Source organism: Francisella sp. XLW-1, assembly GCF_008711455.1.
Classification (GTDB): Bacteria; Pseudomonadota; Gammaproteobacteria; order Francisellales; family Francisellaceae; genus Francisella; species Francisella salimarina.
Genome location: NZ_VXKP01000010.1, coordinates 1 through 11,297 on the forward strand (window position 1 = coordinate 1; position 11,297 = coordinate 11,297).

Below are 11,297 nucleotides of genomic sequence, written 5' to 3' on the forward strand. Positions count from 1 at the left end.
TAACATCACTCGTCAGCCGGTGAAGACATATAATACGCATCACTCTTCCAAAATGCAACTACTTTCTTCAAAAAAATTAAAGTTTTTACAACTTTTTTATTTCAACAGCTATTTCAACCCCAAAAACTACCATCCACATAGCCTTTTTGCCACTTTACAGCACATTTACACTATTTTATAACAAAAAAACAAATATCCTACTTATCTAAAAAATAATACTTTTTTATTTAATTATTTCCCTTTCAATAAATTTACTAAGCCTTGTCACAGCTTCTGCCAAAATATTTAAATCATCAGCACAGCTTATTCTTATATAGTTTTCTAAGCCAAAGTAACTTCCCGGTGTTATAGCTAAAGCTTGATCTTTTAATAAAGCTAAGCAAAATTCTACATCGTTTCTGAATTTAGTTTTTTGTAACAACTTCTCTATTTTTGGAAAAAGGTAAAAGGTTCCTAATGGTTTAACTATTTCAAAATCCTCTAAACTCTTTAAAGAATTATAAATATACATCACTCTTTCTTGATAAATAGATGTATATCTTTTTAAATACTCATTATCTAAGGATAAAGCTTGTATAGAAGCTATTTGAGATATTGAGCAAGCACCACCAGTAGTTTGAGACTGTAGTTTTGCTATCGCATCTTTTAAAATCTCTGGAGCTATAACATATCCCACTCTCCAACCAGCCATAGCATAACCTTTTGACATTCCACTAGCTATAATAAATTTATTTGATAAATCTGGAGCAACTTGTAACAAAGAAATAGCATTACTATCAAATAAAGTTTGATCATATATTTCATCTGAAATAATCCATATATTTGGATATTTCCTGATTAACTGTGCAAAATATGCCAATGTTTCTTCTGAATAAACAACACCTGTAGGGTTGTTAGGGGAGTTTATAATAATAGCTTTTGTTTTGGATGTTATAGCTTTTTCAATTTCTTTAATATCTAATTGGAAATTATTTTCAGCATGGGTTTTTACTATAACTGATTTTGCTCCAGCCAATTTTAGCTGCTCTGGATAACATCCCCAATACGGTGCGAAATAAATAGCTTCATCTCCATCATCAAAAATACATGTAAAAATATTATGTATACTTTGTTTAGTTCCACTAGTTACACAAACCTGGCTTTTATTAAAGTTTAAACCATAATCTCTTTTATATCTCTTAACTATGGCTTCTTTTAATTCAGAAATTCCATCTATTGGAGGGTACTTAGTAATATTATTATCTATAGCTCTTTTAGCAGCCTCTTTGACACAGTCCGGTGAGAAAAACCCTGGCTCTCCTATAGAAAGAGATATTACATTTCTTCCCTGCTGCTTTAACTCCGCTGCTAATTCAGACATTACAACTGTAGCTGATACCTCAATACTGTTTACTTTATTACTAATTTTTAGCATTATTCGACCTTATATTTTTTATACTAACCAGCTAGAAGCTTTTTTACTTTGTCTTACAGTCTGAAGCTGTCCTTTATAACAGACTACTTCAGCGGGTAAACTATGACACAAGAAAAAAGGCATACCCTCAGTAAAACCATATGCTCCAGTTTGCTTAAATACTAAATAATCATTTAGCTTTATATCTTTTGGTAAACTTGCTACACCAGCTTTATCTAGGCTTGTACACAATGGACCATGAATCTGAAAATTTTCAATATCATTACAAAATTCTTTTCTAAGTAATTCTACAGGAAAACTTTCGCCCGTTAATGCAGGCCTAACTAAATGTTGAGCACCACCATCAACCACTAGCAAATCAACACCATTCACTGATTTCCTATCAACAACTTTAGTTAAATAAGCTCCGCTTTCTGCAACAGCATACCTACCTAGCTCTAACCAATACTCTATGTCAGGAAACTCTTTTTTAAGATTATTAAAGCAAGATATTAAATTATTGATTGATACCGCTTTTTGACCAGCACTATAAGGAACACCTATACCACCGCCTAAATCTATAATTTTTAAAGAAACATTGATAGCCTCACTTAAATCTAGCAAAGCCTTAGTTATTGTCTTCCATATTTGAGATAGTTTATCTAAGCAAAGAATATTTCCCCATTGAAAACAATGCATCCCAATTATAGACATATTATTAGAAATACTTGGAGAACCATTAAAAAAGTCTTTCCAATCATTTATTGATAATCCAAAAGGAGTTACACAACCTCCTCCCCCAAGAACATTACTTTCTTGATCATTCCATACAAGCTGAACCCTTAAAAGAATTTCAACTTTTATATTCTTTCTTTCTACAAGGTCTGATAAATCTTTAAATTGATTTATGCTCTCGATTACAAAAATTCTAACGCCTTGAGCTAGAAAATATTCTAATTGAGAATATGACTTAGCTGGCCCAGTATGCAAAATATTCTTAGGATTTACTCCTTGAGCTAAAACCTGGTCCAGCTCACCAATACTAGCAACATCAAAACTTATTTTTTGCTCATCGAAAATCTTAATCATTCTAGATAATGGATTTGCTTTTAGTGCATACCATAATTTTACTGGTAGTTTTTTCAGTTCTTTAGCATGCTTCTCTAACATATCTAGGTCATAATAAAAGAAAGGAGCTTCATTTTCTTTACATAGACTATCTAGGTTACTTCTATGAGCTTCTATATTCATAACTACCTCAATAATTCTTCCAAGGTTAAGGATGCGTCACTTTTTTCATCTCTATATTTAATAATAATTGGACAGTAAGCCTGAAGACCATTTTCTTGAGCCCAACTAGTTCTTATAGGCCGGCTACCCGGAATAACTACTGCATTCTCTGGAATTTTTGAGCCTTTATCTAAAACCTCATCATTAACAGCATCATAAACTGCTAAACCTTTTGATAAAACAACTGAGGGAGCTATAACTGCGCCTTTTCCAACCACGATACCCTCAACGATAACAGCACCTGCCCCAACAAATACATCATCCTCAATAACCACAGGATTCATTCCTATCGGCTCTAAAACACCACCTATTTGAACTCCTGCCGATAAATGTACATTTTTACCAATCTGAGCACATGAACCAACTAGAGCATGGCTATCAACCATAGTTCCAGAATCAACGTATGCTCCTATATTAATATAAGCTGGAGGCATAATAATAACAGATGATGCTACATATGCCCCTGCTCTAACTGATGAACCACCTGGTACTAGTCTAACACCATCTTGAGCACTAAAACTTCGCGCTGGCAGATTATCTTTATCGACAAATCCATTATAGATTCCAGAAAGCTCAGTATTACTACCAGCTTTAAAAGCAGCTAATATACCTTTCTTCACCTCTTGATTTGCGGCCCATTCTCCATTATCTAATTGAGTAGCTGCTCTTAATGTACCCTTTTCTAACTCTTTAATAATATTTTTCCAATCCATTCTAAACCTATCTCCTCTACTTATATATGACTAAACCAATCTTTAACTAAACTATCAGCTCCTATTAATAAACTTAAATCCTGAAGTTCATTAGCTAAAAGCGGTGCTCTTAAAGTGTTTGTCGTAATGACACCACTATATGCTAGCCATGCCTTAACAGGTATTGGATTTGAGACACTAAAGCAAGATCTCGCAGCAACTTCCCAGATTACCTTATCCGTTATTGCTATTTGATGAGCAAGACTTTGCTTAACATACTCTTTTGTTTGTTCTGGCCATATATTGGATATAACTGAAACAAGGCCTTTTGCACCAACATTTGCCAACTCTGGCAATAAACCGTCCTCTCCACTATATATAATTAGATTTGGAGCTAGCTCATGATAACGAGCACATCTTTGGATATCTCCAGAAGCCTCTTTTAATGCCCAAAGATTTGGGTGATCTTTTAAATTGACCAGAACTTCTTCAGCTAAGTTAACACCGGTCCTTGAAGGAACATTATATAACATACAAGGTCTGTCAGCTTTATCCAAAATAGTTTTAAACCAAATGGTTTGACTAGCAGAGCCTGGTTTTGCGTAAAGAGGTGTAACAACAAGAAAAGAATCTACCCTCTGTGTTTGACAAAACTCTACCCACTCAAGTTGCTTAGCAAGCTGAAATCCTCCTACGCCAATCATAATTGGAACATTAAGATTTAAGCTAGTAACAAATCTTACAACGTCACACTGCTCATCAAAGTCTAAAGCCAATGCCTCTCCAGTGCTTCCTAAAATCAGAACACCACATCCTTGATACTCTTGAATTCTTAACAACTTCTCAAAACCATCCCAATCAACTGAACCATCTTCAAGCATTGGTGTAATTAATGCTGTATATAATCTATTATTAATATCTATAGACATAACCTTTCTCCAACTAACTCATCAAAATAAACAAAACCGGTAATAGCTCTTTCAACAGCTTCTCTTGCCGCCCATATAGCTCCTTCAGCAAAGAGACTTCTATTATGAGCAGTATGCTTAAGCTCTATTGTTTCATGAGGTGTATTTACCTTCACTTGATGCTGTCCTTTTATGTCCCCCTCCCTAATAGACTCTATAGATACATCTCCTATACTTAACCAATTTCTCCAAGATACTGCTGTACCGCTAGGAGAATCAACTTTATGAATATGGTGTTTTTCTGTAATAGAATAGTTTATTCCTTCATTTAATTGCTCTAACTGCCCCAGTGATGCCAACATGTTTTTTATAATTACCATTGATAAGCTGAAATTGTTCGCAACAACCCAAGTTTTTTGATTCTGATTTACAAAATTAATAAAGTTTTGATCCCAGTTATATCCTGTTGTACCACAGATTACAGGAACATTTGATTCTAATAATGTAGGTAAAAGCTCTTGCAACACTTTTGCATTAACAAAAACTATAGCTATATCTACATTTTGCAAAGCTTCTAGCGTTAATATATTTTTTGAATCATATATACCAGCAACTTCTTCTTGTGATAATAAGTCTGATACTGCTGAACCAGTTTTTCCATTACCAACTATAGCCACTCTCATATTATCTCCCCCTAGCTAAAAAAACTGTTATAAACGTTATTAACTACCTTTTGAGCATCCTGGCTAGCAACTAACATACATATACTATTCTCACTAGCTCCGTGACTAAAAAGTCGAATATTATAATCCCTTAGGCTACTGAATAGCTCTCCACTAACTCCACTTATCTGATGCAGATCACTACCAACCACACTCACTAGAGACAAGTCATTCTCAACTTTAATATTTATATTACCTATAGACTCTATATCTTTTAAAAGTTCTGGAGTTACCAAATCATCTCCCATAGATTGACTCCCTAACTTATCTAAAGTAATCGCAATACTAACCTCACTAGTAGAAACCAAGTCAACAGCAATATTATGATTAGCAAGTATGTTAAAAACTTTCACTAAAAAGCCTTGTGAACCAAACATATTAAAGCTTTTAATAGTTAATAATGTTTGATCTTTTCTCTCAGCTACAGCAATGATATTTCTATCTTCATCCATTTTCTGTGTAATTAGTGTTCCACCAAGCTCTGGTTGAAAGGTAGATCCAATGTATATATCAAAGTTACTAGTCATCGCGGGCCAAAAAGTTTTTGGATGAACAACTTTCGCGCCAAAAGTAGCTAACTCAGCAGCCTCACTAAAACCTAAAGTACTCAACGAACTTGCATTAGGAATAACTCTTGGATCAGCCTGATAGATACCTGTTACATCTGTGAAAATTTTCAATTGATTAGCTTTTATCGCTTGAGTATATAAGGAAGCTGAATAGTCACCACACCCCCTTCCTAAAGTAGTAGTGTTACCATAACTATCTGAACCAATAAAGCCTCCCATGACACAAACATATCCTTGATTAATTTTAGGTAAGATATGCTCAATAGCATTAGTTTCTAAAGCAAGCAAATCTGGACTAGCACAACCAAAGTGACTATTGGTCTTTAAGATTTCTCTTGAATCCAAATGATAAGCATTTATGCCATTTTGATTAAACACATTTGTAACTAACATAGAAGAAATTATTTCACCGAAAGCTAGAATGGAATCAGATAATTGTTTACCACTAAAATAAGCAGCCATATTTGCAAACATTCTAAGCTCTGAAATCATATTATTAATAGAGCTCGTTACATCATTTGAGTTTATGGACTCTAATATTGGATTAATTATAGTTTCTACTTGCTCTATAATTTTTTCTGCTTCAGAGCCATCTTTACTATTATTTGCTAGCTGAATTAATAAATTAGTAATACCCGACTGAGCACTTACAATTACTAATTTTATCCTATTATCTGAATTAACTATATTAGCACACTGCCTAATAGTTTGTTGATTTGCTACACTTGTGCCACCAAACTTGGCGACTATTGTTTCTGACATATTAGCTCTCCTATCTAATAGCTACATATCAGACGAGAGAACATAAAATTTGAGAAATACATACACAAATAAAGCACTCCACGTCGATATAAATTTTAAACGACATGACAGTTCTGCTACCTTTCAATATCAGAACCAAGACTACCAATCATAAACTTGGATAATCTTTCGGCATTGGCTCTACCTGTTCTAGTGATCATAGGGGTTTATGCGCCTAACACTAGAGATATAACAAATGCACCTCTTTAATTACACTTTTGACTAAGTGTTGAAATTGAGTCTAACATCGCACTAATCTTGGATAAAAGCTTTTTATAGCAAAAGATTAGTTTTTCTCATAGCACTTAACAAAACTTCAGAACAATATATAATTACCCCATATTCCGTAGCAAAGAGATTAAAAATGACTCATGAATATTTATTATGGATAGCGCTTGCTGCATACTCAGTACATGTACTAGAAGAGCTAAGCTTCAATTGGAAAGAATGGGCTAACTCGACTCTCGGACTTAAAACATTAGAGTGGAACCACTTCTATGTTGCCAACAGTGTAGTTATGTTTATTGCTATTGCTGCTGCGATGGTTGGTTGGAAGCTTCCTGCTTTTGGCTTAATTATCGCTGCTCTTATGTATGTAAATGGAATTTTTTTCCATATTCTACCAACAATAGTTCAACGTAAAATATCTCCAGGCGTAATAACTGCGACAGTACTTTTCTTACCAGTTGCATCATGGATTTATTATGGAGCATATCTAGACGGAGTTCTATCATTAGCTAACTTAACATTATCATTAGTGCTTGGCGGATTATTAATGGCTTCTCCCATTGTATTTATAAAACTAAATCAAAAGCTCAACCCTGAATAAAGGTTAATCTGCAAATTTATCTGTTGCCCTGACTAAAGCTTCCAGAATTCCCGGTTCGCTGATAGAGTGTCCAGCATCTGCTACAATATCTAGCTCTGCCTTCGGCCAAGCTTTATGCAAATCCCAAGCACTTACTGCTGGACAAACCATATCATAACGGCCTTGTACTATCACACCGGGAACATCCTTGATTTTATGAGCGTCTTTCAATAACTGAGCCTCTTCAACAAATAGCTTGTTTTTGAAATAATGACACTCAATTCTTGCAAAAGCCAAGCTAAACTTATCCTCTCCATATCTATCTATAGATTTCTTATCCACAAACAACTTACTTGTTGATGCCTCCCAAACGCTCCACGCTACAGCAGCTTGTTGCTTTAGCTTCTCATCATCACCTGTAAGTATTGAATGATATGCTGATATAAAATCTTTTCTTTGCTCTACCGGAATCGGCTCTATATATTTCTCCCACATATCAGGAAATACCATACTAGCACCATGCTGATACAACCACGACAACTCTTTTTCTCGCCCAAGAAATATACCTCTTAGAACAAGCTCTGTCACAACATCTGGATAGGCTTGAGCATAAGCCAACCCTAGAGTACTACCCCAAGATCCACCAAAAAGCATCCACTTATCAATATTCAATTTTTTACGAATTTTTTCAAAATCTTCAATTAAGTCTTGAGTGGCATTTTCTCTAAGCTCAGCAAATGGAGTACTTTTACCACAACCGCGCTGATCTACTAATATTACTCGATACTTATCTGGGTTAAAGTATTGCCTATAACTTGGTTGAATACCACCTCCTGGACCACCGTGAATAAATAGTGCAGGTTTACCGTTAGGATTGCCACACTCTTCAAAGTATATTGTATGGATATCTGAAACTTTTAAAAACTCTTGATTATATGGCTCTATTTCTGGATACAATGGCATGATGCACCTATAACTCTTAAACCTTATTAACTAAAGTATCTACCAAAAAAAATAACTAAGCAAATCAAGATTTAGCTAAAGTAAAATATTTTTCTGATTCACATCTAATATTTTTAGAAAATCATCTGTCGAAATTTGCTTAACTTCACAAACTTTATTAATCACTTTAAATAGTAAGGTTGGCATCCCATCATTTTGTTCTCTACCCAGAAGCCATGAATATGATGAAGGGTTATCTGTCTCTATCAAGATCCTATCTAACGGTATTCGTCTAGTTATCTCTCTAATATGTTCGCTAAATAGAATCTCAACACCAATTGAGAAATGACCACCCAATGCCAAATATTTATCCAACACATCAAGATCTCCTGCATACCAGTGGACAATAAACCTATGTCGCTTATATCTTTCTAAAGTTTGCAAAACTTCTAGCTCTGCTCCACTTGTATGCAAATTTAGCAATTTATTATCTATTGCCCTATGTGAGATTATATATTCAAATACTTGCTGCTGATCATCAAATGGAGCCGCATAATCCAAAAACCTCTTATCTAAACCAATCTCTCCTATGTACTTACTCTCAAACAAGTATTTATCTAAAGACTTTAGATCATGTACATATATATCCGCCTTCCATGGATGAATACCAAATGATGGAATAATAAAATCATAGTTATCGCTTAGGGTTTTTATCGAAATATATGATGGAACACACATTGCAACAGATAAGAGCTTTATATCATAGGTTCGACACTCTTTAGCTACCTTGTTTAAATCCTCTAATGAATATTTATCTGTATGAACATGCGCATCTAATATCATTTATGTATACATTAATTTTTTCCAATGAATATAGCCGTATATTGCCACAATTAGATATATAAATGTAGTAATAGCAGCAAATGCTAAATCTTTATACATATATAACAGTACATAAGTAGAATCAACAACCATCCATATCATCCAGTTATCTATTATTTTTCTGCTTGCTAGAAAAACACAAACAAGTGATGCCACACTTGTAAAACCATCCATATATGGCGTTGTTGAGTCTGTATAGTTTATGAGTAGCTGAGAAACCACCAAACCAAACACTCCAATACTTATTAAAACTTTTAACCAGCCAATAATTTTAAGTCTATGAACAACTACCTTTTTGTGACTAAAGTTAGGTTTCCAACTATACCAACCATACCCAAAACTAAATAAAAGAATTATCTGCAATATAGCATCAGCATACAATCCACTTATCGAAAACAATCCCGCACTCATAATCAAACCAACAATACCCACAGGCCAACCAATAACGTATAGCCCTGCCAATAAAAAAGTACACAAAAGATTGATAATCATAGTACAAAAATCAAAAAGATGAATCATGGCTCTATTAAAGATGAATTTTTAAACATTATAATAACTTGTATTTTTGAATAAAAAAACTGATGATCTAAATAATACAAATAACTAGCGTAAGCTATTAGTAAGACAAAGAAATAATTGACTATGTCTAAAAGCAGATATATTATCATTTATGATTGTTATGACATATTAGATACAAGGATTAAACTATGAAACTAAAAAAAATACTAACTGCCTCTTTACTTGCAGTATCAGCTTTATCACTAAGTAGCTGTTGGTTAGTTGTAGCTGGTGCAGTAGGTGCTGGTACAGTTGCTTATGTTGATGGTAAGTATTCAATGAACCTAGATGGTAGCCTAAAAGATGTTACTAATGCAACTCTTAAAGCTATCAGTGAAAATGATAACTTAGAAATCACTAAGAAAAATATAGTCCCAACCAAAACTGATATCAAAGGTAAAACTAAAGTGGGCTCTACTGATTTCTATATTGAAATACGTGAAATTACTAAGAATGCATCAAAAGTAACTATCAAATTTGGTACATTTGGTGATCAAGCAATGTCAGCAACGCTAATGGGGCAAATCCAAAAAGATCTATAATTTAAAGGCTAAACAATATGAATATCTTTAAAAAATTACTAGTTGTAACAGCAGTATCCTTTTCAACATTAGCTCTTAATAGTTGTATCGTAACTGCTGTTGCTGTTGGTGGTGGTACTGTTGCTTATGTAGAAGGTAACTATTCTATGAATATAAAAGGTAACTATATTGCTGTATATAAAGCTGCTCTTAAGGCAATAAAAGATAACAACGACTTTGTTTTAGTATCTAAAGACACCGACACAACCAAACAAACAGCTGATATCGAAGGTGCTACAAAAATAGATAGCACAAGCTTTACAATAAAAGTAGAAAGTCTTACAGATAAAATAGCTAAAGTAACTATTAAGTTTGGTAATTTTGGCGACCAAGCAATGTCATCAAAACTTATGGATCAAATTCAGGCTAACGTATACAAAGCTTCTTAGTAATGTTCAAAATAGCTCGCTTTATTATTCTATCAGCTATCATTCTAATATCTCTTAATAGCTGTGTTGCTACTGCTGTTATAATAGGTGCTGCAGTTGTTGCAGGTGGCGCTGTATACTATGTAAATGGTGACTATATAATTGAAGTGCCCAAAGATATTCGGTCTGTATATAATGCAACCATCAAAACAATGCAAATGGATAAACAATATTCACTACTTAGCCAGTCATATAAAGATAAAACAGCAGAGGTTAAAGCTTCACAAAATGGTAATGATGTAACGGTTAAGTTAACTAGTCTAAGCACCCGCTCTACTGAAATAAAAATTCGGGTCGGAACTCTCGGTGATGAAAAGGATTCTATAAATATAGCAAATGCGATCACTAAAAATATAACCTAGATAAGTATTTATCGAATTTTGGTCAACTTTTACTTTTTAAAAACTTTCAAATATGTATAATTTGTGTTAATTCAGAAACCACTCAGTATTACTGTATTATCATGAGTAATAAAGTACTAGACACATATTACAAAAACAATCGCCATATATGGGTGTTGGTATTATCTGGAGCTATTATAGGTACATTGGTAGGCCTATTTGCAACATTTTTCCAACTAATCCTAGACTCTATTAGACCTCCGGCCGGGATTCTGTCAAAAAAGGGTCATGCATGTATTTAGATAGTTATTTAGTACCATAAATAAAATTTACAATTTCATTATAAAAAACTTTTGGTTGGTCTACAGAAACTGTATGTTTT

At 33.8% G+C, this 11,297-nt stretch carries 14 protein-coding genes and 1 riboswitch; of the genes, 5 read left to right on the forward strand and 9 right to left on the reverse strand.

Annotated features, from left to right (window positions below):
• Positions 1-223 precede the first annotated feature (223 nt).
• The 6 genes from F3D59_RS09525 to lysC are packed head-to-tail and all read right to left on the reverse strand — an operon-like array spanning position 224 to position 6,336.
• Positions 224-1,414, reverse strand: a complete 1,191-nt coding sequence (locus F3D59_RS09525; protein WP_150464712.1) for a pyridoxal phosphate-dependent aminotransferase — start codon at positions 1,412-1,414, stop codon at positions 224-226.
• A gap of 18 nt (positions 1,415-1,432) precedes the next feature.
• On the reverse strand, positions 1,433-2,644 hold the full coding sequence (locus tag F3D59_RS09530) for a PLP-dependent decarboxylase (RefSeq protein WP_150464713.1): 1,212 nt from the start codon (positions 2,642-2,644) through the stop codon (positions 1,433-1,435).
• Between the two features lie 2 nt (positions 2,645-2,646).
• Positions 2,647-3,396 carry a 2,3,4,5-tetrahydropyridine-2,6-dicarboxylate N-succinyltransferase gene (locus tag F3D59_RS09535; protein WP_150464714.1) on the reverse strand — a complete coding sequence of 250 codons (750 nt, stop codon included), beginning with the start codon at positions 3,394-3,396 and terminating at the stop codon, positions 2,647-2,649.
• Between the two features lie 20 nt (positions 3,397-3,416).
• Positions 3,417-4,304 carry a 4-hydroxy-tetrahydrodipicolinate synthase gene (dapA, locus tag F3D59_RS09540; protein WP_146421490.1) on the reverse strand — a complete coding sequence of 296 codons (888 nt, stop codon included), beginning with the start codon at positions 4,302-4,304 and terminating at the stop codon, positions 3,417-3,419.
• On the reverse strand, positions 4,295-4,966 hold the full coding sequence (locus F3D59_RS09545; protein WP_150464715.1) for a 4-hydroxy-tetrahydrodipicolinate reductase: 672 nt from the start codon (positions 4,964-4,966) through the stop codon (positions 4,295-4,297). Before F3D59_RS09545 ends, dapA begins: the two co-directional genes overlap by 10 nt.
• Positions 4,967-4,977: 11 nt before the next feature.
• Positions 4,978-6,336: a lysine-sensitive aspartokinase 3 gene (lysC, locus tag F3D59_RS09550; protein WP_150464716.1), complete on the reverse strand. Its 1,359-nt coding sequence runs from the start codon at positions 6,334-6,336 to the stop codon at positions 4,978-4,980.
• A gap of 63 nt (positions 6,337-6,399) precedes the next feature.
• Positions 6,400-6,590, reverse strand: a riboswitch (Lysine riboswitch).
• 149 nt (positions 6,591-6,739) lie between these two features.
• Between lysC and F3D59_RS09555 the strand changes: the two genes are divergently transcribed.
• On the forward strand, positions 6,740-7,204 hold the full coding sequence (locus F3D59_RS09555; protein ID WP_150464717.1) for an HXXEE domain-containing protein: 465 nt from the start codon (positions 6,740-6,742) through the stop codon (positions 7,202-7,204).
• 3 nt (positions 7,205-7,207) lie between these two features.
• On the opposite strand, the gene pip is transcribed toward F3D59_RS09555, so the two are convergent.
• The 3 genes from pip to pnuC form a co-directional block, all read right to left on the reverse strand.
• Positions 7,208-8,146 carry a prolyl aminopeptidase gene (pip, locus tag F3D59_RS09560; RefSeq protein ID WP_150464718.1) on the reverse strand — a complete coding sequence of 313 codons (939 nt, stop codon included), beginning with the start codon at positions 8,144-8,146 and terminating at the stop codon, positions 7,208-7,210.
• 75 nt (positions 8,147-8,221) lie between these two features.
• Positions 8,222-8,968 (reverse strand): TatD family hydrolase, encoded by a 747-nt coding sequence (locus tag F3D59_RS09565; protein WP_150464719.1) that lies wholly within the window; start codon positions 8,966-8,968, stop codon positions 8,222-8,224.
• Complete coding sequence (gene pnuC / locus F3D59_RS09570; RefSeq protein ID WP_150464720.1) at positions 8,969-9,526, reverse strand: nicotinamide riboside transporter PnuC; 558 nt, start codon at positions 9,524-9,526, stop codon at positions 8,969-8,971.
• A 188-nt stretch (positions 9,527-9,714) separates the two neighbouring features.
• Here pnuC and F3D59_RS09575 point away from each other — a divergent pair, with 188 nt between their 5' ends.
• The 4 genes from F3D59_RS09575 (at position 9,715) to F3D59_RS09590 (ending at position 11,217) form a co-directional block, all read left to right on the forward strand.
• Positions 9,715-10,107, forward strand: coding sequence for a DUF3568 domain-containing protein (locus F3D59_RS09575; protein WP_150464721.1), 393 nt, complete (start codon positions 9,715-9,717; stop codon positions 10,105-10,107).
• A 17-nt stretch (positions 10,108-10,124) separates the two neighbouring features.
• Positions 10,125-10,535, forward strand: a complete 411-nt coding sequence (locus tag F3D59_RS09580; RefSeq protein ID WP_150464722.1) for a DUF3568 domain-containing protein — start codon at positions 10,125-10,127, stop codon at positions 10,533-10,535.
• A 2-nt stretch (positions 10,536-10,537) separates the two neighbouring features.
• Positions 10,538-10,936, forward strand: coding sequence for a DUF3568 family protein (locus tag F3D59_RS09585; RefSeq protein WP_150464723.1), 399 nt, complete (start codon positions 10,538-10,540; stop codon positions 10,934-10,936).
• Between the two features lie 101 nt (positions 10,937-11,037).
• Entirely contained in the window at positions 11,038-11,217 is a 180-nt protein-coding gene (locus F3D59_RS09590) for a hypothetical protein (protein WP_150464724.1), read from the forward strand.
• Positions 11,218-11,297 lie beyond the last annotated feature (80 nt).

Excerpts from the sequence above, each read along its gene's own strand:
- F3D59_RS09525 (WP_150464712.1), bottom strand. The coding sequence starts at position 1,414 with ATGCTAAAAATTAGTAATAAAGTAAACAGTATTGAGGTATCAGCTACA.
- F3D59_RS09530 (WP_150464713.1), bottom strand. The coding sequence starts at position 2,644 with ATGAATATAGAAGCTCATAGAAGTAACCTAGATAGTCTATGTAAAGAA.
- F3D59_RS09535 (WP_150464714.1), bottom strand. The coding sequence starts at position 3,396 with ATGGATTGGAAAAATATTATTAAAGAGTTAGAAAAGGGTACATTAAGA.
- dapA (WP_146421490.1), bottom strand. The coding sequence starts at position 4,304 with ATGTCTATAGATATTAATAATAGATTATATACAGCATTAATTACACCA.
- F3D59_RS09545 (WP_150464715.1), bottom strand. The coding sequence starts at position 4,966 with ATGAGAGTGGCTATAGTTGGTAATGGAAAAACTGGTTCAGCAGTATCA.
- lysC (WP_150464716.1), bottom strand. The coding sequence starts at position 6,336 with ATGTCAGAAACAATAGTCGCCAAGTTTGGTGGCACAAGTGTAGCAAAT.
- F3D59_RS09555 (WP_150464717.1), top strand. The coding sequence starts at position 6,740 with ATGACTCATGAATATTTATTATGGATAGCGCTTGCTGCATACTCAGTA.
- pip (WP_150464718.1), bottom strand. The coding sequence starts at position 8,146 with ATGCCATTGTATCCAGAAATAGAGCCATATAATCAAGAGTTTTTAAAA.
- F3D59_RS09565 (WP_150464719.1), bottom strand. The coding sequence starts at position 8,968 with ATGATATTAGATGCGCATGTTCATACAGATAAATATTCATTAGAGGAT.
- pnuC (WP_150464720.1), bottom strand. The coding sequence starts at position 9,526 with ATGATTCATCTTTTTGATTTTTGTACTATGATTATCAATCTTTTGTGT.
- F3D59_RS09575 (WP_150464721.1), top strand. The coding sequence starts at position 9,715 with ATGAAACTAAAAAAAATACTAACTGCCTCTTTACTTGCAGTATCAGCT.
- F3D59_RS09580 (WP_150464722.1), top strand. The coding sequence starts at position 10,125 with ATGAATATCTTTAAAAAATTACTAGTTGTAACAGCAGTATCCTTTTCA.
- F3D59_RS09585 (WP_150464723.1), top strand. The coding sequence starts at position 10,538 with ATGTTCAAAATAGCTCGCTTTATTATTCTATCAGCTATCATTCTAATA.
- F3D59_RS09590 (WP_150464724.1), top strand. The coding sequence starts at position 11,038 with ATGAGTAATAAAGTACTAGACACATATTACAAAAACAATCGCCATATA.